The sequence below is a fragment of the Microcoleus sp. T2B6 genome, from assembly GCF_036700475.1.
GTDB lineage: Bacteria > Cyanobacteriota > Cyanobacteriia > Cyanobacteriales > Microcoleaceae > Microcoleus.
In genome coordinates this window covers 1-26,202 of sequence record NZ_JAUBOZ010000107.1, presented here as the reverse complement: position 1 = coordinate 26,202, position 26,202 = coordinate 1, and the positions used below count along the sequence as shown (strand labels likewise).

20 protein-coding genes are annotated in these 26,202 nt (G+C 46.9%); 10 read left to right on the top strand and 10 right to left on the bottom strand.

Annotated features, from left to right (window positions below):
* From QUA00_RS30395 to QUA00_RS30360, 8 genes are all read left to right on the top strand, one after another.
* Nucleotides 1–219, top strand: a 219-nt coding sequence (locus QUA00_RS30395) for a hypothetical protein (RefSeq protein WP_333412167.1), incomplete at its 5' end; no start/stop codon positions are given.
* Nucleotides 197–517, top strand: coding sequence for a hypothetical protein (locus QUA00_RS30390; RefSeq protein WP_333412166.1), 321 nt, complete (start codon nt 197–199; stop codon nt 515–517). The genes QUA00_RS30395 and QUA00_RS30390, both read left to right, overlap by 23 nt.
* 323 nt (nt 518–840) lie before the next feature.
* Complete coding sequence (gene rimP / locus QUA00_RS30385) at nt 841–1,308, top strand: ribosome maturation factor RimP (RefSeq protein WP_333040953.1); 468 nt, start codon at nt 841–843, stop codon at nt 1,306–1,308.
* Nucleotides 1,309–1,601: 293 nt separating this feature from the next.
* Complete coding sequence (nusA, locus tag QUA00_RS30380; RefSeq protein WP_333320125.1) at nt 1,602–2,885, top strand: transcription termination factor NusA; 1,284 nt, start codon at nt 1,602–1,604, stop codon at nt 2,883–2,885.
* Nucleotides 2,886–3,147: 262 nt separating this feature from the next.
* Entirely contained in the window at nt 3,148–3,462 is a 315-nt protein-coding gene (locus QUA00_RS30375; RefSeq protein ID WP_333152294.1) for a YlxR family protein, read from the top strand.
* A gap of 382 nt (nt 3,463–3,844) precedes the next feature.
* A complete protein-coding gene (gene infB, locus QUA00_RS30370) occupies nt 3,845–7,006 on the top strand; it encodes a translation initiation factor IF-2 (protein WP_333412165.1) in 3,162 nt (1,053 codons plus the stop codon).
* A gap of 387 nt (nt 7,007–7,393) precedes the next feature.
* Nucleotides 7,394–8,131, top strand: coding sequence for a low-complexity tail membrane protein (locus tag QUA00_RS30365; RefSeq protein ID WP_333309023.1), 738 nt, complete (start codon nt 7,394–7,396; stop codon nt 8,129–8,131).
* A 241-nt stretch (nt 8,132–8,372) separates the two neighbouring features.
* Nucleotides 8,373–8,597, top strand: coding sequence for a hypothetical protein (locus QUA00_RS30360; protein WP_333309025.1), 225 nt, complete (start codon nt 8,373–8,375; stop codon nt 8,595–8,597).
* Between the two features lie 468 nt (nt 8,598–9,065).
* Here the strand turns inward: QUA00_RS30360 and QUA00_RS30355 are convergent, their stop codons facing one another.
* The 9 genes from QUA00_RS30355 to QUA00_RS30315 all read right to left on the bottom strand — a co-directional run bounded on the left by QUA00_RS30355 (nt 9,066) and on the right by QUA00_RS30315 (nt 20,295).
* Complete coding sequence (locus QUA00_RS30355) at nt 9,066–10,157, bottom strand: RNA-guided endonuclease TnpB family protein (RefSeq protein ID WP_333412164.1); 1,092 nt, start codon at nt 10,155–10,157, stop codon at nt 9,066–9,068.
* Nucleotides 10,158–10,250: 93 nt separating this feature from the next.
* Nucleotides 10,251–11,528 (bottom strand): exopolysaccharide biosynthesis GT4 family glycosyltransferase EpsE, encoded by a 1,278-nt coding sequence (epsE, locus tag QUA00_RS30350; RefSeq protein WP_333412163.1) that lies wholly within the window; start codon nt 11,526–11,528, stop codon nt 10,251–10,253.
* Between the two features lie 389 nt (nt 11,529–11,917).
* Nucleotides 11,918–13,135: a DegT/DnrJ/EryC1/StrS family aminotransferase gene (locus QUA00_RS30345; RefSeq protein WP_333147182.1), complete on the bottom strand. Its 1,218-nt coding sequence runs from the start codon at nt 13,133–13,135 to the stop codon at nt 11,918–11,920.
* Nucleotides 13,136–13,998: 863 nt separating this feature from the next.
* Nucleotides 13,999–14,574, bottom strand: a complete 576-nt coding sequence (locus QUA00_RS30340) for an alpha/beta hydrolase (protein ID WP_333412162.1) — start codon at nt 14,572–14,574, stop codon at nt 13,999–14,001.
* Nucleotides 14,575–15,267: 693 nt separating this feature from the next.
* Nucleotides 15,268–15,576, bottom strand: a complete 309-nt coding sequence (locus QUA00_RS30335; RefSeq protein ID WP_333192803.1) for a DUF3493 domain-containing protein — start codon at nt 15,574–15,576, stop codon at nt 15,268–15,270.
* Between the two features lie 168 nt (nt 15,577–15,744).
* Entirely contained in the window at nt 15,745–16,977 is a 1,233-nt protein-coding gene (locus tag QUA00_RS30330; RefSeq protein WP_333147200.1) for a DUF445 family protein, read from the bottom strand.
* Nucleotides 16,978–17,066: 89 nt separating this feature from the next.
* The gene (gene ubiE, locus QUA00_RS30325; RefSeq protein WP_333412161.1) at nt 17,067–17,768 is read right to left on the bottom strand and encodes a bifunctional demethylmenaquinone methyltransferase/2-methoxy-6-polyprenyl-1,4-benzoquinol methylase UbiE; all 702 of its coding nucleotides are present in this window, start codon (nt 17,766–17,768) and stop codon (nt 17,067–17,069) included.
* A gap of 280 nt (nt 17,769–18,048) precedes the next feature.
* Nucleotides 18,049–18,993: a response regulator gene (locus tag QUA00_RS30320; RefSeq protein ID WP_333057724.1), complete on the bottom strand. Its 945-nt coding sequence runs from the start codon at nt 18,991–18,993 to the stop codon at nt 18,049–18,051.
* Nucleotides 18,994–19,080: 87 nt separating this feature from the next.
* Nucleotides 19,081–20,295: a transposase gene (locus tag QUA00_RS30315; protein ID WP_333412160.1), complete on the bottom strand. Its 1,215-nt coding sequence runs from the start codon at nt 20,293–20,295 to the stop codon at nt 19,081–19,083.
* A gap of 227 nt (nt 20,296–20,522) precedes the next feature.
* On the opposite strand from QUA00_RS30315, the gene QUA00_RS30310 reads away from it, so the two are divergent.
* Complete coding sequence (locus tag QUA00_RS30310; RefSeq protein WP_333412159.1) at nt 20,523–21,617, top strand: RuBisCO accumulation factor 1; 1,095 nt, start codon at nt 20,523–20,525, stop codon at nt 21,615–21,617.
* 416 nt (nt 21,618–22,033) lie between these two features.
* Here the strand turns inward: QUA00_RS30310 and QUA00_RS30305 are convergent, their stop codons facing one another.
* Nucleotides 22,034–23,164, bottom strand: a complete 1,131-nt coding sequence (locus QUA00_RS30305) for a DUF4349 domain-containing protein (protein ID WP_333412158.1) — start codon at nt 23,162–23,164, stop codon at nt 22,034–22,036.
* A 166-nt stretch (nt 23,165–23,330) separates the two neighbouring features.
* On the opposite strand from QUA00_RS30305, the gene QUA00_RS30300 reads away from it, so the two are divergent.
* Complete coding sequence (locus tag QUA00_RS30300) at nt 23,331–25,787, top strand: ATP-dependent helicase (RefSeq protein WP_333412157.1); 2,457 nt, start codon at nt 23,331–23,333, stop codon at nt 25,785–25,787.
* Nucleotides 25,788–26,202 lie beyond the last annotated feature (415 nt).

The following is a 26,202-nucleotide window of genomic DNA, read 5'->3' as shown; positions in this document are numbered from 1 at the left end:
CCGTCCAAAAAGGACGGGCGGGACGCCCATCCCACAATAACAATTAAAATTGTAAGTTATTTAATTCGCGATCCTAATCTACCAATCACCATCACTGTCAAACTCTTGGCCGCCTATCAAGAAGCAGAGGGCTTGTCCGAAGGGAAATTAGAATTTCCCAAAGCAACTCCCGTATCGCAAGTCCTAGAACGCCTGAGTGCCACTTCCCCCCTGTTCTAGGATCGATCGCACATCTTGCACCATTGTCAATAAGCTTTTTAGGAACAGGCTTTCCGGCCTGTTCCACAAGAAAATCTACTCTTTGTGGAACAGGCCGGAAAGCCTGTTAAGCGAGAATGGTGCAACCTCTCAGATCGATCGCACCCGCTTGGGTATCAACCAGGAATTTGCCACACGCCCCACCCCACTCCAAAACTGTGATGAAGTCGTCCTTATTCCCCCTGTGATCTCTCCCCTTCTGCCCTCGGACAGTCCGCCGATGGCGATCGGTTTGTCACCGGGCGGGCGATCGAGCTAAACTGAGAACTGAGGCCTGCCTTCGATCGGAAGAAGTCCTCAAACTTCTTGGAAGAAATTGTTTTACCTAGGAGTGGGTCAAGCCCACTTTTTTTGTTGCATTAGTCGCAGGAAAAGAGCTCAGGGCGTCTGACTTGCAAGTTGAGGACTGATTTAGTAGGGGTACCCCCCCGCTTGAGATCCCTGCTGGGATGTTGGGTAAGTCCCAAAGTTGAAGACGAAAGTCGCAGCCACCTAATCAAACCACCTCAAAACCAAGCAATCTCAACAACAAATTTTTCCTTGCCGTGTCCGAGTTTAGGAGTTTTAACTTAAGTATTCGATATGACTCATCCCCTAATCCCACAAATCATTGACTTAGCTACCCCCGTTGCGGAAACACTGGGATTGGAAGTAGTGGGAGCAGTGTTTCACACCAACCAAAATCCTCCCGTCTTGCGGGTAGACATCCGCAACCTCCAACAAGACACTGGTTTAGCCGACTGCGAGCGCATGAGCACAGCCCTCGATGCCGAGTTAGAGGCAGCCGACATCATACCCGATGCCTACGTGCTAGAGATTTCCAGTCCCGGAATATCCCGATTGCTCAGCAGCGATCGAGAATTTATTACCTTTAAAGGTTTCCCCGTGACAGCCAAAACCACCGAACCCGACTCGCGAATCAAAGAGTGGAAAGGACTACTCCTGGGCCGGGATGAAACAGCGGTTTATCTCAATCAAAAAGGGCGACAGGTTAAAATTCCCCGCCCTCAGATTGTCAAAGTTGAACTAGACGAAGGAAAGGAGATGTAAAGGGAAATTTTGAGTTTTGAGTTGTAGGGGCGGTGCCCCTGTGCCCGCCCGATTTGAGTTTTGAGATTGCCTCGCAGCAAGCTGAAAACGCTTGGCTGCGAGTTAATTTTTAACAATCACATCTGTAGCAGCGGGTTGAAGAGGAACAACAAATAAATTGTTACAGCACCTAGCTTCCCTAATCCTATCCAGTAACTCATCAATCATTGGTCATCACTCTTTCTCGAGAATTTCCCAGTACCAATTACCGATTACCAGTTACTTATTACCACAGCAAAAAAGGAGAGTTTTATATGTCAATGGTTCCCCTGCCCGGACTAAAAGAAATGGTCGAAGGCATTAGCAAAGAACGCAATTTACCCAAACACGCCGTCCAAGCAGCCTTGCGAGAAGCCCTGCTCAAAGGATACGAACGCTACCGCCGTACCCAAAAACTCGATCACTTCAGCGAAGAATACTTCGACAACTTTGATGTAGAACTCGACGCAGAACAAGAAGGTTTCCGCGTTTTAGCCAACAAAACTATTGTCGAAGAAGTCATCAATCCCGATCACGAAATCTCACTTTCGGAAGTGCAAGAAGTAGCCACGGAAGCTCAGCCGGGGAGCATCGTGCTCGTAGATGTAACACCAAATCAAAAAGAATTTGGTCGCATGGCCGCGATCCAGACCAAACAAGTTCTCGCTCAAAAACTGCGCGACCAACAGCGCAAAATGATTCAAGAAGAGTTTAAAGATTTAGAAGAAACCGTTCTTCAAGCAAGAGTGCTCAGGTTTGAGAGGCAGTCGGTAATTTTAGCAGTTACCAGCAGCTTCGGTCAGCCAGAAGTAGATGCCGAACTCCCTAAGCGCGAACAGTTGCCCAACGACAATTACCGGGCAAACGCTACATTCAAGGTTTATCTCAAAAAAGTAGGCGAAGGCTCAACTCGTGGGCCGCAGTTACTTGTTTCTAGAGCGGACGCAGGTTTGGTGGTTTACCTGTTTGCTAACGAAGTACCAGAAATAGAAGACGGGGTGGTGAGGATTGTCGCCGTAGCCAGGGAGGCAAATCCGCCATCCCGGCACGTCGGCCCCCGGACTAAAATAGCAGTTGATACTCTCGATCGCGACGTAGACCCTGTAGGAGCCTGCATCGGAGCGCGGGGATCGCGGATTCAGGTAGTAGTCAACGAATTGCGCGGCGAAAAAATCGACGTGATCCGCTGGTCTCCAGACCCCGCAACTTATATTGCTAACGCTCTGAGTCCCGCTAGAGTAGATGAAGTGCGTTTAGTTGCTCCAGAAGGCAGGAGAGCTCACATTTTGGTCGCTGAAGACCAACTGAGTCTTGCCATTGGCAAAGAAGGTCAGAATGTCCGCCTCGCAGCCCGCCTGACAGGTTGGAAAATCGATATCAAAGATATTGCTAAGTACGATCGCGCCGCCGAAGACAGCAAATTGGCAGCAGAAGCAACCAGGCTCGAAGAACTAGCAGACGACTACGACGCAGACGAAGCAGGCGACTACGACGAGGAAACCGCAGAATTTGAGCAAGAGGAGGCAGCAGCCACGGAGGAAACCGAAGCCGCTGTCTAAAAACTGTGACATTTACCGAAGAAGAATTCAGAATTCAACAGCCAGAATCCAGAATTGGTTCTGTGCGACAGGATGGAGAATCGAGGTTGAAAGCCCGCGATTTGAATCATGGAGCACAAAAAATTTTTTCCGTAACCCTTACCCCTGACTTGAGGCATGGCGTATTTTGAATTCTGAATTCTGTCTTCTGACTCCTTGTCATAAGATTTTCTATCTTCGCGAGACAACGAGGACTTGTCCCCTACTCCCCCTCTGACAAGAAATGAAACCGAACTACCGGTGCTGTGCAAGTTGTCGAAAAATAGCTCCTAAGGAAGCTTTTTGGCGAGTAGTCAGGCTCTATCCTTCTCATCAGGTACAATTAGATCGTGGCATGGGCCGTTCTGCTTACCTTTGTCGGGAAGCAGAATGCCTCAAAGCAGCTCAGAAAAAAAATCGACTTGGGCGATCGCTCAAAGCGTCTGTGTCTGACGAACTGTACCAAACACTTTGGCAGCGGTTAGCCACATCTGACTGTACATCTTACTCTGGCCTAGCCGGACGAAAAACCGACAATAGTTCGGCATCGACTGTATAAACCCTCTTGGCAGCCCTACCAGTAATTACCGGTAGCGCCAGCTATAAAACCCCAATCCGATCTGCCCACCAGTCTGGAAAGATTTGTGTCAGATTAGATAAGGGTAGGGTACTAGCAGAGGTATCCTCAAGGTGGAAAGGCAAACTTTGAAGCTGGAGAGAGTGGGTTTTGCCAAAACTCAGACTTCGGAGTTCCAAGTTCCCAAACAGACTTGAGAATTCTTCAACCGCAGACTTCAGCGAGTTGCATCTTTTAGATAAAATTGCTGAGCGAGTACCAAAACCCCGATTCCTGACACTGAATCAATCACACCGAATGATGTCGTCATTAGCACAAAAAATCACAATGTAAAAACTGGTTGGCACAAAAGAGGGCAGAGTGGATGAACAACGGCAAAGTAAGAATTTACGAATTATCACGGGAACTAAATTTGGATAATAAAGACATCTTGGCAGTTTGCGAGCGGCTCAATATTTCAGTCAAGAGCCACAGCAGCACAATTACAGAATCCGAAGCAGAGCGCATTCGCAAAACGGCGGAAAAATACGTAGCCAGTAGCCACTCTTCCCCCGGCAAGCCAGCTCCACCCGAAAGAGCAGCCGCGCCATCTAGAGAATCTGGCCCTCACCCTAACGACCAACAAAAAAAGCAGCAAATTTTAGAAATACGCAGTCCAAAAGTACGACCGGCTGGTGCAAACTCCCAGCCTGCAGGCAACGAGGAGAACAAAAATCAGCCGACGGCAACCGTGGCAACTCCTCCCAAGTCGCCTGCAGCTCAACAACTCCAGCCTCCAGCTAAACCGAATATCAATCGACCTGTACTGTCGAAGCCAAATGTCGCTGTGTCGGCGGCTCCGTCAGAAGTGTCGGAAAATGTAGGTGCGATCGCCCCGGAAACAACCGTCCAAGCGCAGGCACCGGCGGCACCTCAACCGCCGTCGGAAAAGGCTCCAGAACGCATCCAGCAACCGCCGATCGCCCCTCCCGCGCCCTCGGCCAAACTCACGTCGCCGCCAGTCAGAGGGGCGTCCGAGTCCGCTAGCCGTACCCCACAAAATCTGGGGAACAAGCCGGTACTCAAACTTGCAAAAAGCGAGCAAGAGCAATCAGGACAGTCAGAAACTCTGGAAGCGCCGGCTAAACCGAGCCGCCCCAGCAGACCTGCACCGGGAGGTACCGAATCTCGCGACGCGCAAAGACCGCGCCGGGAAGGCGCTGGTGGCCCAGTCAAAACTCCACTGGCCGATCGACCCCAACCCGGTGGGCCGCGCCGGAGCCTTGCCCCCGCAACGTCAGCTACCGGGCTGCGTAGCCGGGGCGGTGACACCGGAGCTGCAGGGGATGACACGGATGACAATGAAGAAGATAATACGCCGTTGCTGGGGATTACTCTCCTCGAAAGGCCCTCCCTCCCTCGTCCTGCCAAAAAGACATCGGTCATTTGGGAAGAAGATGATGACGAAAACTCAGATGCTGCCAAAGCTGCTAAAGCTGTTAAGGCAAAACGTTCTCGCCTCAAACCCATAGACGAGGATGACGATGACTTAGAAAACGGCTTGGATCTGCCAGCACCAGTCACGGTCAGCCTGTCCCTAGCCCGCCCAGCGAAAGCGAAGGGACAAGCAGCACCCAAGTCAACACCAACTCCGGGCGCACCCGGAAGCAGCGGAAAAAATAAGAGACCAGGCCCTTCTCACGATAAAAGTTCTTCAGGCTCGAGCGGGGGACGCGGCAACCGGGGCAAAACAGCCGAAGCTAAGGTAGAACGTCCAGAAAAGCTGCTGCTGAGCAGGCCGATGACTGTTCAAGAACTAGCACTTACTCTGGCTGTTCCCGAAACCGAAATTATTAAGCGGCTTTTCTCTAAAGGAATTGCGGTAAATATTACGGAAACCCTGGACATTCCAGCGGTGAGGATGGTAGCCGAAGAAATGGGCGTAGAGGTGGAAACCCCAGAAAAAGTAGCCCCAGCTATCAAAGTGATCGAGATGCTGGACGAAGCGGATTTGGAATACCTCGAACGCCGTCCCCCAGTAGTAACGATTATGGGTCACGTGGATCACGGTAAAACTACCTTGCTCGACTCGATCCGCAAAACCAAGGTGGCTCAGGGAGAAGCTGGGGGCATTACCCAGCACATCGGTGCTTACCACGTGGATGTGGTACACGACGGCAAGAGCCAGCAGGTGGTCTTTTTGGATACGCCCGGTCACGAAGCCTTTACAGCGATGCGGGCTCGGGGAACACGGGTTACGGACATCGCCATCTTGGTGGTGGCGGCGGACGACGGCGTGCGACCCCAGACAATTGAAGCGATCAGCCACGCAAAAGCGGCGAAAGTGCCAATTGTCGTGGCTATCAATAAAGTTGACAAGGAGGGTGCTCAGCCGGAACGGGTGAAGCAAGAGCTTACTGAGTACGGCTTGGTCGCAGATGACTGGGGCGGCGATATCACGATGGTTCCAGTCAGCGCGATCCGAGGCGAAAACCTGGATACGCTGTTGGAAATGATTCTGACAGTCGCGGAAATGGAAGACCTCAACGCCAACCCGCACCGACCGGCTAAGGGTACTGTGATTGAAGCTCACCTCGACAAGGCAAGGGGGCCTGTGGCAACTCTGCTGGTGCAGAACGGCACTCTGCGAGTGGGCGATATTGTGGTCGCAGGCTCGGCTTTGGGCAAGGTGCGCGCAATGATCGATGACCGGGGCGATCGCGTAGAACACGCAACTCCATCCTTCGCGGTGGAAGTGCTAGGGCTGCGGGAAGTTCCTCGCGCCGGAGACGAGTTTGATGTCTTCGCAAACGAAAAAGAAGCTGCGGCGATCGCAAGCGGAAGAGCTACCTCCCGACGAGATTCACGCCTGCTGCAAGGCGGCCGGATCAGCCTCAGCGGCTTCTCTCAACAAGCTAAGGAAGGCGTTCTCAAGGAACTCAACTTGATCTTGAAGGCAGATGTCCAAGGCTCCCTCGAAGCAATTGTCGGCGCTCTGACTCAACTTCCTCAAAAAGAAGTTCAACTCCGACTGCTGCTATCTGCTCCTGGGGAAATTACAGAAACGGATATTGACCTCGCTGCAGCCAGTAATGCTGTAATTATCGGGTTCAATACTACTCTGGCCACCGACGCTCGCCTCGCGGCTGACCAAGCTGGCGTAGACGTGCGGGAATATAGCATCATCTACAACCTCTTGGATGACATTCAAGGGGCGATGGAAGGTCTGCTGGAACCCGAATTGGTGGAAGAACCTTTGGGTCAAGTCGAAGTGCGCGCTGTCTTTGCGATCGGTCGCGGGGCTGTGGCTGGATGTATGGTACTCTCTGGCAAAGTCATCCGTAACTGTAAGGTGCGGGTGCGCCGCGGCAACAATGTCGTTTATGAAGGTGTCCTCGACTCCCTAAAACGGATGAAGGAAGATGCCAAGGAAGTCAATGCTGGCTTTGAATGCGGCATTTCTTTGAGCGGGTTTAGCGACTGGGCGGATGGCGATATTATTGAAGCCTACCGGATGGTTACTAAACGCCGGACTCTCTCTCAATAGTTTTGAGTTGTGAGTGTTGAGAGGGAAGAGAATTTTTGAGCGATCGCAACCAAATTGCCGATCGCTCGCCACTCTTCTCTTCACTCAATACTCCCAAACTCATCTGACAGTTGACAGTTGACAGTTGACAGTTGACAGTTGACAGTTGACCGAAAGAAGAAGGAAGAAGGAATTAAGAACTTCCTAATCGTCTTTACCCTTGCTTAAAATTTAAAATTCGCTCCCTCAAATAAGAATTACCGAAATAAACCAGATTTCTGCTTGTAAGTCCTCGGTTTGATAGCTAAATATTTACTCCTGGCATCGGATTTCAGAGTCAAGAGTGCATCCCAAAATCTCAAAATCCAAGATTCAAAACTCCTAATTCATAACTCATAATTATTTAAAGTGCGTTCTTTTTGGTCAGATCCTTTTTTGTGGATTCACCTTTCTGGGGCGGCTACACTGCCGATATTCCTGGGAGTGTGCTTGCTGGGACTCGCAGTGGGTTCTCCCCTGCTCCCTGTCTGGTTAGAAATGTTTTTAGTGGCTGTAGCAGGTATTTTTCCTGTGCTGTGGATGCAGTGGTTCCGCCCTTTTTACATTTTTAGCATTTTAGTTGTGGCGGTGAAACCGCAGAATTTAACTTCTGTGCAGCACCGGCTTCTGACTCGGTTTAAAACTAAGTTAAATCAAGGAATCGCTCTTTTTATCGCTGTTTTGCTGGCAATAATTTTGTGGCAACTCTACCGATTGGCTCCCCTCGCGGCAACGGTTGCTCCCTTTCCTCCTTCCTGGCGAGTGGCTGGATTGTTGTTGGCAGTTGCTGCTTTTTTAGCTAGCAATTTGTTTTTGCAGGTGTCGGCTAGTGTCATGGCGGTTTTGCTGACGCCGGAATCAGAATTTGCAGCGACAAAGCCTCATGTTTTAGAAAAAATTCGGCAGGATTTTACGATCGCACCTTGGCAAGTCGATCGACTTTTGCCGGCTTTGGCAGCCGAGACAACTGCCGCTGTGGCGGCACGCGTAGAGTCAATGGGGCCAGCATCCGGCATAGGGAATTCGGCCGGCAGTATTGTCAACCCAAAGCCTGCTGACACCAACGGCGTTACATCCCTACCCGAAGAGTCGATCGAAAAAAAGTGAAATAAAAAATTAAGAGGGGGACAATTGTAGTTTAAGCTACTTTAATTTGTACAGATGTATGCTGTAAAAAAATAGGTAAGACCCCTCTTTGGATAGAGATTATTAATAGTCTTAATATTTAATTTTTAATTGCAGGTTGTGGAATATTTTATGTTGGCTCTTTGGAGAGAAGAATCTATAATAGAGAGTGTCAAGGTCAGCTTTCAATCCTTACAGGGGATTAAAACAGAGGTATAACAATATGGCGAATTATCTACCGCTCGCACAACAACCTCAAGCCGCAGAGCCGATCGAGCTGTGCGAAGATTCTGAAATCTGGGGCAGTCTCAAATCCGCGATCGGCGCAAGTTCAGGATTTCAACGCTGGCAGCTAGAACTCAATTTTGAGCGTCAGCAGCAAAATGCCACCATCGATCAGCAGGTTCGTTCCTATCTGCGGGAAACTTTAGAAACTTTGGCTTATTGAGAGCAGCCAAGCCAAATGCTGTAACCGATAGTACCTTTCCATCGCCCCATGTTTAAAACCAACTTGAAACACGGCGTTAATTTCACGATTTTTCAGAACAAAGGGCGTTTTAGAATGAATCATAGATATCCTAGCTCCTTCTATTCAGGAGCTAGGACGTTATCGATACCTACTCAAAAAAATGAGCTGAGTTCCTTGACGGGGCGACAACGCCTATCTTACCTTGATGGTAAAAGCATTGAATCCCCTGAACCTCAAAAAAGATAGCGGATTCTGGACAGGCTTATTGACTCATAAGATCGTCCGAGATAGGGTTGAACCAGATTCTCTACGCTCGCCACTCTCTTTTATTGACTGCTTTGTAAAACTTATCTAAACTTATCTAAAGCCATCTTTAGACACAATTCGGAGTTTACTTCCTACGCTGTTGGGTAGACGGCTAATCCCAAGATAAGTAGGCTATCCCCCTCAAGCCGAGGGTTCCCAGTTTAAAATGTTGATGCTGGCGTTGAAATCACGATCTAAAGAGATGCCACAAGCAGGACAGTCAAAAGTCCGAATGCTTAGTGGCATATCTTTTTTAGTGCCACAATTAGAACAGGTTTTAGAACTAGGGAACCATTGGTCTACCAGGACTAAAGTTGCTCCATACATTTTGCACTTGTAATCAAGTTGGCGCTTGAATTCGTAAAATCCTAAGTCGGATATTGCCCCAGCCAGTTTGTGATTCGCCATCATACCTTTTATATTCAAGTCTTCAATCTTGATGAGCTTAAAATTTTTAGCGGTGGGAGTTGTTAACTTGTGAAGGAAATCTGAGCGAATACAAGCTATTTGGGCGTGAAGTCGGCTAATTTTATTATAGGTTTTGCACTGGTTATTGGAACCTTTTACCTGCTTGGACGCTTTTCGCTGTAAAGTGGCAAGCTTGGTTTTCGCTTGGTTCAACGGTTTTGGTGCGTCAAAGACTTGCTGGTTTGACAGGGTGGCCACATATTTAATACCTACATCGATTCCCACGGCTGCCTGAGATTGCTCAACAGGTAGACGTTCTGCATCAACACAGAATGATACAAACCAGCGACTTCCTTTTTTTGAGATAGTGAAAGTTTGAGACACGTAACCGCATTCTAGTGGCTCGTGAAGACGAAACGTTCCCAAGGTAGGAATCTTAATTGTGTTGCCAGCACAAAGCCACACTTTCCCATTGGATGAATCGACCCTAAAAGATTGACCGTTTCGGCGACTGGCGAATTTTGGATGACCTGCTTTCCCCAAACGATATCGACTAAACGCATCTTTCAAGTCAATTAATGCGTTTTGGTAGACTCGGCTAGACAACTGGTTCATCCAAGCAAATTCAGGCTGTTTCTTGACGTGGTTGGTGAGAACTTTTTTGACTTCGTTGAGTACCTTCGAGTCTGTAAGTTTCCCCTCGCTATACATTTGAGTCCGCAAGCTTAACCCAAAATTAAATACTACGCGCCGGAATCCTGCGTGTTTTGCCATCAAAGTCGCTTCGTTGTTATTGAGTTTGAGCGCTCGTTTAACGGCCAACATAGAACTTCCTCAAGGGCGATTAACTATGGTTAATTTTAGCGAACTATTTGGCACTTAAGTTTTGCTCATGCCCGCGAAGATATTTTCGCTTGGTCATTTAACTAAAAACCTTGACGCAGCAATGCTTTCAACCTGTTCTTCACCCCGTGAACTGAGTTCCTCCAAGGATTCAAGTAATATCTGAGCACTACGCCGATGGTGGAATTTAGCAGCAATCTTCTGTCGTGATTTGTGAATCAGGCTCAACGTTAATTCTTTGTCCTTTAGCAATTTTGCTATGGCCTCTGCCATTTTTTCGGGATTTTCCGGCGGGACTAGCATACCGTCAACACCGTTATCTATCAGTTCCGCCATTCCACCCACCTGCGTCACTACTACAGGAGTTTGCATAGCCATTGCTTCCATAACAGCTACAGAAATTCCCTCTTTCAAGCTGGGTAAAACAAAAATATCAGCCTCTTGATAACCTTGGCGATTTCGTTCTTCTGAGACAGAACCAAGCAGATCAACATAATCAGACATTGATTGCTCTTGAATGAATTTCTCGAGTTCTTGACGGTAGCCATTACCCGATTCTGCATCTTCCCCAGCAATCTGCAAGCGGACATCAAACCCTTGTTGTCGAAGCAACTTAATTGACTCAATCAGGTACTTTTGTCCTTTGGCTATATTGAGACGGCCGCAAGTGTAAATTCGGCATTGACTGCCTTCCTGCCAAGGAGTATAGGGAGTTTCACGCTTAATTTCATCGAGATTTACACCGACTGGTGACACCCTCACATCCTTGGGCAAGAAGCCTGCCAGCTCATCTTTGACAGAATTGAGGAGTTGTTTAGACATTACAGAAGCAAAAGCAGAATGTTTCCATTTTTGTTCTTGATTGGGCCCAAAATCTTCTAACTGACCGAGAAGAGCCAGACTATAAGTGATGTCCGAAAGTATGGAGGCAAATAGGGCAATATTAGCAGCATTGCTACAGGAATGAACGTGGACGTGAGACCAGCCCTGGGTTCTGGCAAGCCAAGCTAGCTTAGCCCCCATAACAACCCATACCAAATAGTAAAGCCTTTGAGAAAAGGAGAGATTTTTAGTATTAGCAATTACACTGAGGCAGCGCCACCAGGCAATCGGGCCAGCTTTGATGAGTTCTATGGGAACATTCACAAAATCTTTGGTCTCAAAGGGTATCAAATAATCAGTCATACTTTGCGCTTTCTCAGCCCAAGTATGTACAACTTTAGTGCGCGGACGGCGGGTTGATATCATGTGAGGTTTCATACCAAGATCGAGCATTGCTTGATATTCTCGCCATATCCAAGTATGAGTTTGTCCGGGAAATTCAGGAATAAAGTAGCCAATCTGTTTATTCATTATTGATTCTTTTCCTTAGCAACTCGACAAATTGAAATGTGCTAAACAATCGCTTGTTTGTTCCTGATAAAAAAAATTAGCTGGCGGAACCCACGCCCTGCCATTTTTTTGGGATAGGTAGTCGGTGATTTCAATAAATGCTCGCTTTACAAAATCTAGGTTCACAGAATTTGGACTCACATTCGGCACCCCAGACATTTAATTTCTCAGAATTTTTAATAGATACAAATATAGTTTAGGGATACCCCAAAAAAGTCTAGATGTATCAACCAAAAACTCCAGTTCCACTACGTTGAGAGGGTGTAAAATTTTAGGGTACTGAATGTGAGCAGTCCTTGAATAGATGGTGACGACCCGGAGAGGTTTCACATTGTTTTGTGGCTAAGAGTCTAGGCGGCTTGGGCTGCTGTTACCTTTAATCGAGTCCGATATTTGCCGATCGCCAAACATTTTTTAACAGCAGCAATTACATCTTCCACATCTGCATCTGTTAGTTTTGCCGAAATCGGCAAGCTAATTGTATGCAGTCCGATGTAGCTAGCATTCGGATAGTCTTCCGGCTGCCATCCAAACATTTCTTGATAGATAGGATGTTCCGGCATACTCATGTAATGTACGCCGACACCGATATTTTCAGCATTCATAGCGTTGAGAAACTCGTCGCGGCTGATTCCTGTTTTGGCTTCATCTACCAGAATGGTGTACAGGTGATAAGCATGAATTGTATCCGGTTCGACCTTCGCGGGCAAAGTAATCGGCAGATCCGCAAATGCTTCGTTGTAGCGCTGCCAAATCTGCTCCCGTCGCTGCCAATAAGGAGTAATTCGTTTCATTTGATGAATGCCGATCGCAGCTTGCAGATCCATCATATTGTATTTAAAACCGACCTCTACCACTTGGTAGTGTTTGTAACCCGAGTCTCCGAAGCGCTTCCAAGCATCTTTGCTCATACCGTGCAGCGCTAAAATTTTGAGCCTGTCTGCATCTTCTTGACGGCCTGCCAGAATCATTCCTCCTTCGCCCGTCGTGATGTTTTTGGTAACATAAAAGCTGAAGCATCCGAAGTCGCCAAATGTGCCTGCTTTCCGTCCCTTGTACTCTGTTTCGATCGCGTGAGCGCAGTCTTCAATTAACTTCAAGTTGTGACGGCTAGCAATCTCGCAAAGCGCATCCATATCGCAGGGACGACCTGCGAAGTGAACCGGCAAAATTGCCTTAGTTTTTGAAGTTATTTTAGCTTCGACTTGATCCGGGTCAATATTCATTGTCACCGGATCTACATCCGCCAGTACCGGTGTTGCCCCAGCGTGGATGATCGCATTAACTGTAGCGCAAAAAGTCATGGGAGTAGTAATGACTTCATCCCCCGGTTCTAACGAAGCAGCGAGGATGCTCAAGTGCAGTGCCGCCGTACAGGAATTAACTGAAATCGCGTACTGGGAACCCTTGTAAGCTTTGAACTCATTTTCAAAACTCATGACTTTAGGGCCTGTACCCAACCAACCTGTTTTCATGGTTGACACCACTTCTTGAATTTCAGCATCTTCGATCGCTGGAGCGCCGAAAACCAAGAAACGGTCTTTTGAACGAATAGGATTGTTGTTCATGTTGCTAGTGTTACCAAGTAAATAGAGTCGATGGAGTGAAAGTTTACTACCCTGAAAAGTAAGATTTTATTGGGATTTGAGGTGCTGTCAATTAATGCAGTCTCTCACCGTTTTTTTTTCAATTTTTTTTAGTCAAGAGTTTTGGGGAATGCGTTGTGCAATGGCATCTGTTATAGCACGAGCTTACTAATGACCAGCCGTTTTTCCCCAAGCGCCTGACTCTGACAGCGTTTCTCTATCTTAAGATAGATAATCGGCAATGTCCACCCCCTCTTATTTCAGTTTATGGGGGATACACAAGCTCTGACCCGCTTTTTTTGGTTCAAATACTTCCCTGACTCGGACAGACTTTCTCTATCTTAAGATAGATGATATGCAATGTCAACCCGATCGTATTTCAGTTTATGGGCGATACACAAGCTCTGGCCTGCATTTTGTGTTTTAAATACTTTATTCAATAGACCTCTTGCAAAAATCCTTTTCCTCAATTGATGGGACGGGTTCTGGGGCCCATCCCACAAGAGTTATTTTTTCTTGTGGGATGGGCCCCAGAGCCCGTCCTAATTATTTTTGCAAGAGGTCTAATAAAAACACGGGTACTTCTCGATCAACTTTTCGTAAACTGTCGAACATCTATCCCGATATAGATTTAACAGCGAAGTTATCTGATTTTTGATTTTTAATTTTAAAATTAGGAATGACTGATTACCGTCTAGTTTGAAGCTTGCCGGGAGTTAGATTTTGTTTTAACTCGTGTAAAAATTAGGCAAATTTTGCACAAAAAAAGGTAACTCCCCTGTAGATGCAGGTTCAGCAATATTCTGCGATCGCTCGAAGCAATCAAGCGTCCTTGACCAAATCCACTACAATCTAGGCAGACGAATCTTGTTCAAAATGTCTTGCAGCCGTTCTGAAACCCCGCCCAATTGTTCTGACAAAGCTACAAGTTTGCCGTAAGCTTCAACTAAGCGATCGCCCTCAACATAAACTTCTGGAGTAGGATAATTCTTCATCGCTTCCAGCAGGGTAATCTCGTTATCATTAGTTGCAGACAGCACCAAGGCAGATCTCAAAGCTTCTCGATTTGCATTCCCAGAAGGAGTGCGAATTACCTGACCCACCTCATCGAGAATTATTTCCCCAACCTTGCTCTTAAGCGTCTGATCCAAAAAGCTTTGACTGACTTTCACCGGTCTCGTCAGACTGTTGCGAACCGCTTCGGGGTCTTTTTTTGCTTTTCCCAGCAGCATTTCTAACGCGGGCGACATTTTCCCAGTGTCTGCAAAACTTTCTAATTCGCTGACGGGTAAAGTCATTCGGATCGCACTGTATTTGAGCACTACCTTTTCGGCAGCCTCCGCAGCACTGCTGTAAAATAAAATTCCCGCGCCTGCTGCTAAAAATAGTGTCCACCGCCCTTTGAAAAATGATCGGCCCATAGTAAAATCTCCCAACATCTTTTTCTACTTAGACTTTGACACATCTCATTAGTTACTGCACAGGCTAAGGTCTTGGGGAAATACCAAATTATTCTATGGCCCCAGCCCTTATAGCATTTTAGATTTTAGATTTTAGATTTTAGATTGGCGAATGACTGATGACGATCGTGGTTTTGATCGCCAGTCTACAGGTGCATGATTTTTGGGAACTGGTATTACCTATATCGGATGCTAGGCAAAAAACTCGGTTCAGGGCGCTTGTACCGGCCTCTCTGTACAGGGTGCACACCCTACTGATAACCCTCAACCATTCAGTTTTGCGACCACGATTCAACAGTCAACAGTCAACTGTTCAACTGTCAACAATCACCGACGGTGCAACCGAAATTGATATGATTCTCTCTCCCAAGATCCCGATCCTAGCAAAATGCCTAACGCCAGCTCTTCTATCAGTGAAGGCTGGCGCTGGGCTTAAATTTATTTTATATATTTAGGGTCTTTATGAAAGCTGACCCCAATTGAACGAATGACAAGCGGTTTATGATTAGGGCCTTTAAATTTGCTGACCCCAATTGAAGCCACATTCTTAGTATTACAGGGATCGCTGGGAAACCACGATTTCATAATAATTTCTTTATATTTATAACTTTTCCTTGCCTCAGATAGATTTTTGTCTCGATTTGTAAATTTTTGTTACTTCGACTTCGGGGATCGGCTCTCGGCGCGCTGCTCCCAGCGAAACAGGAACACCATCAGAGCCACAACTCCGACTTGGAGGGCAAAATTGGGCAAAGCAGAACCAATTTCCCGCCCAGAGGCAATTTTAGCGAGGAAAACCAAGCCGCCGATAAAGCCCGAAGCGCCACAAGCTACATAGACAAACTGTCGCAGAGGCCGGTAGGGAGTGGCCATTTCTGCAGTTAAACGCTCGTATTGTTGGCGGCTGAGGTTGCGCGGGTTTTTTGGGATGTTTGTGCGATCGTCCGAATTGGGGGCTGGCATAGATTTAGAAAATAAGTAAATTAGGATTGGGCCACAAAAACCCGGTTTCTACCAAAAATCCTCTGGCTTAGGTAGCAAATACTAGCGAAAAACCGGTTTTTGGTACTGGGTGCGCCAGAGAGAGTGAATATTAGACTAGAACAAATATCTCATAACTGCCGAAACAAATCACCGCTGAATCCAAATCACAACTGTCTGTAAACAGCCGACAAAAACACCCAAAATGCCTCCTAAATTTACAATTCCCTGCAACTCGCTTTGGACAATTCCCTGAATTGCTAACTCCAACTCTTCAGGAGAAGTACCTTTCACTCGATCGACAATCACCTGGTCAATATTCAAAATCGGGATAGCCTGAGCTACAATATTTTCTAAATCCCGCTCTAAATAACGCTCTAAAACCAAAGCAAGTTCTTTGCTGACAATTCCGAGGGAAGCGCTCATCACCGCTGAAGTTTGCAAGCGATTGAGAATCAACCGCGAAATATTTTCCCAGTCAATAGATTTACTCAACCCCTCAAGTACATCTGTACCCCGCTGCTGAACATAGCTGCGAACACTGTCGCGCATAGTTTTTCGCAACTGTCTCACAGTCGAAACCGGTAAATTTTGCATCGACAAATTTTGCAGCCATTCCTGAATTCGCCCGCGAATCCCCAAAGAAATAGTTAACTCTGCTAAGCGCTGATTTGTGGCTTCTCTGTCATCCAGACAAAAAGTCCGCAGCCGAGTTAAAGTGTTCCGCAAACCAAACAAATTTGCTACTACCCAATAAGTGCCGCTCGTTTTTTCTCGAAACCCTTCATCGATGATCGAAATATTGCGATCCGTCAAAAAGTCAATTAAAGCCTGCCGCAGCACTTCCGGGGGTATTACTACCTGCAACAACCACTCAGCAAGCTGAGCCGCCTGAGATTCCGTAAGCTGAATCTCCAGCAAAACTTGATCGAAAATTTGATTAAGCTGAGCTTCTAAAAAATCTTCCCGGCGCGCCAACACTTTGAGAATTCGCGGCACAGATTCCCCCAGCAAATCTCGCAGAATGTTAGCGAGAATTTTAGCCGTTTTTTGCTCTGCGTCTGCTTTTACCTGATCCAGCGCCAACTGCAACAACCAGAGAATCACCGACTGCATCCGCTCGGTTTGCAGGAGGCGGCGCGCCAAGTTTTGCAGTTCCTCCGGCGTCAGCAGCGAACCCATAATTGTATCGGAAATTCGCTTTGCCAAGCGCTCTTGGTTGCGGGGGATCAAGCCTGGAGTGAAAGGCAACTTCCGCCCTTTGATGTAAATAGCTCGATACGGGCGGAACAGCATTTTGATAGCTATATCGTTAGTGAAATAGCCAATAATTCCTCCCACTACAGGTGGGGCCAACAACAGCCAAATGTCAGACGGATTCATCAATAATTGGGAATTGGGAATTGTTGATTGTTGACTGTTAACTGTTAACTGTTGACTGTTGACAACTGACAACTGACAACTGACAACAGTCAACGGACTAATACCAATACTCCCATCATAGCTCCGGCAATGGGGTAGTGGGTGGCGGCGGCAAATCCGGCTTTGTTGGCGATCGCGACTTGCTGCTCGCCGATCGGGAATTTTTCTAAACTAGGATTAATGTAGGCATATTCTTGAGTCATGCCAAATTGCTGAGCAATGGGCACTACGAGAGTGTCTAGATAAAACTGCTGGAAGCTCCGCATTAGGGAATTGCTGGGGCGGTGGAGGTCGAGAATAGCTGCTTTGGCACCGGGTTTGAGGACGCGGTGCAATTCCTGAAGACTGCGGGGGATGTCAGTCACGTTACGCAGGCCGTAACCCATTGTGGCGCAGTCGAAGTAATTGTCAGCAAAAGGCAAGTCTAGGGCGTCAGCTTCTACCCAGGAAATGGGGCTTGCAGGCGTGAGAAAAGGTCGATCGCGCCTGGCCGCCACGGCCAATTGTTCGGGGGAAAAATCTACTCCAAATACGCAACCGGTCGGCCCTGCTTGTTTAGCCAGCAACAAAGCTAGATCCCCGCTACCGCAGCACAAGTCTAAACAAGTATTTCCGGGGTTCGCACTGCTCCATTTCACCGTCATTTGCTTCCAAATCCGGTGTTGCCCAAAGCTCAACCAGTCGTTCAATTGGTTGTAAACTGGTGCAATTCGATTAAATATAGTTTTAATTTCTTCGGCGTTATTAGTCATTGGTCATTTGTCATTGCGGAAAAGGTGAAAAGGTGATTGGGGAAAAGGTGATTTGTCAGCCGGAACTAATAATTAATCCGTCCATTCATGTCATGCTGTCGCCAGTCATTAATGCTTTTTTATTTGTTAGCGATCGGTGATATGTTGTCTTTAATCATTGGTTGGCTATCATTTTCGACTCAAGACACAGAGCCGACTGATGACTGATGACTAATGACTGATGACTAATGACTAATGACTGATGACTAATGACTGATGACTGATGACTGATGACTGATGACTAATGACCCTGAAAACTCGTCAATACCAAAGCAACTTCTTGAGCTGCGAGGTGAACTGTTGTGAGTTCGTCGGGGCGCAGGGAACAAGGTTGCTTCCACTGCATGGAAATCAGGGCGATCGATCGACCTTTGTGACTAACCGGGATGCTCAGGTGAGCTTGAATGCCGGATTTCTGATAGTGCGGCAAACTCGCTAGGTTTGTGTCGAGTCCAATATTCACAACACCCTGAATAGTTTGAGAGGTAATTGCTTCTCGAACCAGAGGGTCATCCGCCAGCCAATTTTCCACAGTTGAACCCGTGGTGTGACAGCCTTGGACTGGGATTAAAACATTTCCTTCCACCAGTTGCAAAATGCAAAAGTCCGCCAAAAAATTATCACTTATAGCAGTAGCAATTGGATCTAAACTTGCTTCCAAACTCGGATAATCCACAGCCGTTTGCATGATTGTTGCTAACAGTTGTATTTGATTTTGAGCGCGATCCAATTCCTCAGTCCGCTGCTTGAGAATTTCATAAGTCTCGGCCGCCTTTTGCACCACCATTTTCAGTTCGTTCGGGTCCCAAGGCTTGGTGATATACTTATAAACCTGTCCTGAGTTAATCGCATCCACCAAGTCTTCAATGTCCGTAAAACCAGTCAAGATAATTCTGACCGTATTCGGAAACTGAGGCACGGTTTTGCTCAAAAACTCCGTTCCCTTCATTTCGGGCATCCGCTGGTCGGAAATGATGACGGCGACCTCGCCTTCGATGCCGAGGACTTCCAAGGCGCGAATTCCGCTCTCAGCTTTGAGAACGTTAAAATCTCGTCGGAAAGTGCGGTAGAGTAAATCCAGATTGTCTGGTTCGTCGTCTACTACCAGCATTTTGGGCTTTTTCGGTCTGTGTAGGGTCATGAGCTGGCGTTTAATTTGATCTAGCTCTGAAATGGCATTATCCATAACAATACGATAAACTCCCCTTTGTACATTTAGGCGAGCAACTATTCTTTGACACTCCCCACGCATAGAATGCGGGGGATTCTTCTCTCAAAGGCTCGACTCTAGACCGATATTACTATCGATCGCCGATAGAACGCCTCCAGAAGCAGTTTTACTCACGGGCTGCCCGACCGCAAGGATACCTCTGTCTCTAATTACTTGTGCTGCTGCTGTATCGCGATCAGTGGTGTACCCGCACGACTGACAACTATGGATTCTGACATCCAAGGTTTTCTTACCAGTATGGGTTCCACATTGGGGGCAAATTTGACTCGTATAGTTTTTATCAACACGAGCAAAATACACCCCGCGCTTCCAACACACATGAGACAGAATCGAGAAGAATTGACTATAGGCTGCATCGAGAGTATGTTTACCGAACATCCCCTTTGCCCAAGCCTTAAAATTGATATCCTCAACGAATATCATTCCTGCTTGGTCACATAACCGATGAGCTAATTTATAGTGCCAATCCTTTCTGGTATCACTGATTTTTTGATGAATTCTAGCTATCTTTTTCTGGAGATCAAGCCAATTATTAGACCCTTTTCTTTGATGCTTTAATCTTCGCTGCAGTGATTTCAACTCGCGGTGAAGTGCCTGAAAAAATCTCGGTCTGTTGACTAATTCTCCATCTGAAGTTGCGAGGTATTTGTCAAGCCCAATATCTACCCCTAATGGATGTCCTGACGGTGGGCGAGCGGGCAGGTTGACTGCTAACTGGTAGGTCAGCATGACAAAATATCCTGATGCCCTTTTAACTACTCTAATTTGCTTGAGTATAAAACCCTCTGGTGTGGGTCTAGACATTTTCATCCTTACCCACCCAATCTTAGGCAGGTTAACCTTTCCATTCTCCACTGCTGCATCCTTTACAGCCGGGAAAACAAACGATCGCATCCGTTTTTTGAAGCGAGGAAACCCATGCCCTCTCTCCCACATTGCCACAAATGCCGACTCTAAAGCCTTTAAAGTTTGCTGCAATACTTGCGAATGAGGGGTCTTTAATTCGGGACAATGCTTCTTAGCTTCTGCCAAACCTTTGCACTGACTAGCATAGGTTGGTCTAGGAGTATCCGGTGAGATAATATACTCACCAACTATCGAACAAGCATTAACAGAAGACTTACGAGAATTCACCCAATCTTTCCGTTCTCGCAAGGCATAGTTATAAACCTGACGACAAACAGACAACCAAATCTCAAATATTTGAACTTGAGATTTGGTTGGACGTAGTTTGTACTCGTGAGTTACTGTTAGCATGATATAATCATATCATGCTTTTAGAAATCAACCAGGATTTTTCTAAGACTGTAGGCGGCCGCATCCGCTGCCGAGTTCATCCCCACGCCTGAAGTCGGGGGCTTTCCTCTCGTTTTCCGGTAACAATAGTCTCATAACTCACTTACTATTAATCTATCGCTCTGCCGCGACACGAGCCTTGCCGGTATCCAATCACACATAACTTAGCGCTAGTTTTTGATTCAATTATGACTGATACACCGCAAGATTCCTCCCCTCCTGCATCTGCACCCTCCACCAATGCTGTGGATGCCGAAAAGTTAATTCGCTCGCTCCGCCGAAAAGAAGGCACTTGGGTAGAGTGGGGACAAGCCTGCACAGCACTGCTAAAAGCTGGCTACAACTCTCAAAGGATTTTTGAAGAAACTGGTTTTGAGCCAATTCAGCAAAATCAAGTAAGCGTCGCAGCCCAAGTTTACACCAGCATGGTCAATGCTGGGGCTTCAGAGGAAGTTCGATCGCACTTCTTAAAAAAAGGTAGCGATATCTTATACGAGTTTCGGATTCTCTCTCAAGTAGAGCGGGCCGGGGCGGCTGGTTTGATGCTAACCCACAATTTGGATGTTGACGATGCTCGCCAAGTTGCTAAAGCGATCAAGGAGTTTTCGCACTTCGGGAGTCTTCCCCAAGGGTTCACAGACACTCCCGGCGATGCTATGGCTTACCAATGCTGGCAATTGGCGAGACAGAAAAGCGATTTGCAAGAGCGATCGCGCTTAATTGCTCGCGGTTTAAAATTAGCTAGCAGCCAAACCGCTAGGGCGCAAATCGAGCAGTTGCTCGTCGATTTTACCGTAGTTCCGAGACGAGAAGCGCCCCGCCTGCCTGTCTACAGGCTCGATACCGAGGAACAATTGCCCCGGATTGTCCCGGTTGTGGGCAAATTGCCGCTTTCTACGAGAGATTTGCTGGCAGTGCCTTTGCCGGAGGAAATCGAGCCGTTCCGAATGGTAAAATTTTCTGGAGCCGGAGCTTGGGTGGCGATTCCCGGATGGCAGGTAATTTTGAACGCTGAAGATCCGGTGGCGGTTTTGGAAATGAGCGATAAATTGCCGGTACCGCTGCAAGGCAAAGTTGAAGAAGTTTTGATTATTGCCGATCGAGCCCAAAGACAGTGGGATGCTGAGAGTTATTTCCTAGCCGATAACGCTGGCAATTTAGAATTGTACTGGTTTGAACAATCCCCTGATTTTCCGATATTGGGGCGAGTTGTTCTGGTGATGCGTCCGAAAAAGATTGTGGATGAAGACTATACCAAAGATGGATGGCAAATTGATGATTAGTCAGTTGACTGTTGTCAGTTGTCAGTTGTCAGTTGGCAGTTGTCAGTTGGTAGTTGTCAGTTGGCAGTTGTCAGTTGGCAGTTGTCGTTGGTGTTAAGAACGGGTTTTCCTGCTGTTCCACAATAGATAAATTTTATGTGGGTGGAATGACTAATGGCTAATGACTAATGACTACTGACTACTGACTAATGACTAATGACTACTGACTACTGACTACTGACTAATGACTAATGACTACTGACTAATGACTAATGACTACTGACTAATGACTAATGACTACTGACTAATGACTAATGACTACTGACTACTGACTAATGACTAATGACTACTGACTACTGACTACTGACTACTGACTACTGACTACTGACTACTGACTACTGACTACTGACTACTGACTACTGACTAATGACTAATGACTACTGAGGCGGTTTCGGTTCTTGAATTGTCGGAACAGAATGCTGTTTCTTAAATCGATTAAAGCCGTAAACCGCAGCCCCAATTAACAGCAAATAAGGACTGTAAGCCAACAGCCAAATACCCAAACCAAACAAACCGAGCGTCAATTCACCCACAGAATGAGTCGCTTTCCCCCAAGTTTCCTGCGCCCGCAAACCTAGAGAAGGTTCCTGAGTTTGTTGAGCCGATACTGCTGCTTCTAGAGTTAAGCTAATAGTCGAATAGGCTACTTGATTTCGCAAACTTTTTAACTGAGCGTCAATGCGTTCGATCGACTCCCGAATCTTGCTCAACTCTTGAGAAGCTTTGAGCACATCCCCGACCGAACCCGATCGCTCCATAATTTTTAACACCATTTCTTCCGATTTGCGGAGGTTCCGCAGCCTAGCCTCGCTGTCAACTAATTGATTGGTAACATCCTCAGCCGTCAGAGAACGGTTCTCTACAGTTCCGAGTTTTGCCAAAGCGTCTAAAGTTGTTTCTAAACGTTCTTGAGGTACGCGAATCTCCACAGACGCGGTTTGGCGGACACTGGAATCCGGAGGCTTTTGATTTTGGAAACCCAAGATATCGCCTTGCTGTTTTTCGACAATATTAGTAACAGATTTAGTGCTGGCGTCAATAGATTTGACAACTACGCTGAGTTGGGCTTTTTTAATCAGTTGGGGACGGGTTGCGGTCGTTTCTGCTGCTTTTTTTGATGCACCAGGAGTTTTTGACCTTTGGGCTGCTGGCTCCGGTGCTGGTGCCGATTGTGGAGCCGATGCGGCAACTTGGTTTTCATGGCTGCTGGATGTAGCTCCACCGCAGCTAGGCAAAGCAATGGCTGAAGATAAAGTTAAGAATACCGCAACAGCAAAACGAGTTGTGCTGTTGTTGGCTGAGTTTGGGTTTGGCTGGTGCGGGGGCCGGGCGGTTTCATTCTTGGTAGGGGCCGCGCCCCCGTGCCGGCCCTTTTGGCCTGAAACCCCCATGCGCTGGTTGGTGGCGGGGGTAGGCACGGGGGCACTACCCCTACAAAAACCTCGTTTTTGGTGAGAATGAAACAGCCCTGGGTGCGGGGGGGAATTGATTTTGAGGTGAGTTTTCATTTGGGTGACTCCTCTAAAAAAGGCTTGGGTATTGAATTTTATGCTGGTTTTAATTTAAGCTCGAATAGATCGTGTTAGTTTAGCCGATACCGAAATGGAAACGGTAGAGGTTGCAGATTTTTTTATTTTTAACCGCAGATGAACGCAGATAAACGCGGATGTAATAATGACTGATGAATTTGATTCTGATTTTATGCGATCGACAACCCAGATCGATCGCCCTGGCAACATTTCCTCTGGGTTAGACTCTGCCGCAGTTTTGCGAGAACAAGCTTGCCTTAAAATTCGCGAAAGCTTGCGTGCGGGGCAGCAGGACATGGCGGATTGGAAAGGCGGCCCCCTTGCTGTTTCGGCGGTTCCGGGGGCCGGGAAGTCTACGGGAATGGCTGCTGCGTCGGCAATTGCGATCGCCCGCAACGGGCTTCACAGCCGCCGCCAGTTAATTGTCGTGACATTTACCCGATCGGCTGCTGCTAATATTAAAGCTAAAATTCGGGAAAGATTGGCCCAATTGTCTTTATCTCAAGGCGGTTTTGCGGTGCACACTTTGCACGGTTTAGCTTTGAATATTGCGATGCGCCATCCCGATTTGTCGGGTTTAAATTTAGAAAATTCAACCTTAGTTACTCCCACTCAAAGTCACCGATTAATTCGCACCTGTGTAGAACTTTGGATTGCCGAAAATCCCCGCAGATATCAAGTTTTGTTGGAAGGACAGCAATTCGACGGAGAGGAAACGGAGAGGCTGCGGCGACAATCGGTTTTGCGGACGGAAATTTTGCCGCAGGTAGCTAAAACTGTGATTCACGAGGCGAAATCTTCTGGTTTGTTTCCCGAACAGTTGTTAGAAATGAGCGCTCTTGATACTGGGGATGGTTATGAGATTCTAGCAGTAGCTGGGGGTTTATATCAAAAATATCAGGCTTTGTTGAGGAGTCGGGAATTCATCGATTATGACGAGATGATTTTAGCAGCTTTACGGGTGTTGGAAAATCCGAGGGCGAGGGCGATCGAGCAAAAGCAAGTATTTGCTGTTTTTGAGGACGAAGCGCAGGATTCTACACCTTTGCAGACTCGGCTTTTGGAAACATTGGCGATCGATCCCGATCATCCTACTTTACCTCCCAATTTTATCAGAGTTGGCGACCCAAATCAAGCGATTAATTCTACTTTCACTCCCGCCGACCCGATTTATTTTAACCAATTTTGTGATGAGTGCGAAGTAGAGAATAAGTTAGCGACAATGGACGGTGCAGGCCGCAGCACCCAAGTAATTATCGAGGCCGCTAACTTTATGTTGCAATGGGTAAATGCTTCGGAATTAGCGAAAAATGAAAAGCCTTTTCGCGACCAAACTATTAAGCCAGTACCCAGCAATGACCCGCAGCAAAATGCAAATCCGGCTCCCATTGGTCGAGGCTTAGAATTGCATACTCCCCGTGATATTTACCATACAGTTGAGTTAATTGGCAAGCGGGTAATTCAGTTAGTAGAAGAATTTTTACCGGCAGATTTTGAATTCGCAATAAATGAAAAAGCTATCCATTCAGGCACGGAAGCTAGCGAGGGGGAAAATAGCGCAAAATTGCCGTTAGAAAATCTGAAATCGATGGCTATTTTGGTGCGGGAAAACAAACAAGGTAAGTTTATCAAAGAAGTGCTGGAAAATCCTCAAAAACACGGATTAAGCTTTGATTTGCGTAAATACGGGATTAAAATTGAGGATGTCGGAGAACGCGACAGACATTCTCAAGTACCTTGGGAAATCTTAACACTGCTGCAATTTCTCGATCGCCCCCACTCTCCAGACTACCTGAAAGCAGCGTTAAAGATTTTGAGCGATCGGCAACTGATTCCCAAACAAGACTACAATGCTTTTGCTACCAGCCCCGAACAATTTCTTTACCCAGGCCCCCTAGACCCGCAGCAGTCAGATCCAGTTCGCAAATGTCGCTATTTTTGTTGCGGTTTGCTGCAAGCTAGCTTAGAACTGCCACCCTACCAAATCATTTCATTCTTAGCCTTAGCGCTGCAATACGACCAAACAGAATTAGCCACCGCCGACAAATTAGCAGAACGAGTAGCAATCCAAACAGCCGGCAACAATTCAATGCGGAATATTTTGGGTGTACTTAGCGAAATTGTCAGTTCCGAAAGATTTGAACCTGTGGATGCAGACGACAAAATAGAAGAACGCTATACCAGCAAAGGTCAACTAACAATTATTACCATGCACAAAGCTAAAGGATTGGATTGGGATTGCGTATTTTTGCCGTTTCTGCACGAACAAACCATCCCCGGAAATTTGCGAGTTTTGCCGCAAACCCGATTTTTAGGAGATTTCACTTTAGCAGAGGTAGCGAGAGCACAAATTCGAGCAAGTTTGCACGAAAAATATCCTTTACCAAATCTAGGCGAAGCGTGGGAACAAGCAGGTTATTTGAAAACAGCAGAAGAGTTTCGACTGCTTTACGTGGCGATGACGCGAGCAAAAAGTTTGTTGTGGATGGCGGCGGAGAAAAAAGGGCCTTTTACTTGGAACAAACCAGAGAATTTACAGGAGCAAAAACCTTGTCCGGTAATGCCTGTCTTGAAGCAGAGATTTCCGAGTAATGCGATATAAAAAAGTAAGAATTATATCATGTCCGGTCGATTACCCCAAATCATACCAATTTTAAAAAAGAATGCAACAGTATTCTTGTTCCCCCCCTTTGCAAGGGGGGGTTAGGGGGGGTCGAAGAGTGTTGCACGATTTTAGAGAAATGGTATCAGGTAGGGGCGGGTTCACCAACAATATCTGCCAATAATTAACAATCTCAAAAACCCGCCCTGCCGGGATATTATGGTCAATCTATCGGACATGATATTAAGCTGAGGTGCATCAGCTTATCACAAGTTATTTGGCGTTAGAAAGTCCCTATCTTTGTCGCATAATCAACTTAATTCGATTGTTAATTGTTCATTTACAGCATATTCCATGTAGATGTGGTACACACAATCTTCTAGCCCGTGTAAGGTGCGTCGCCACCCGTCAATCT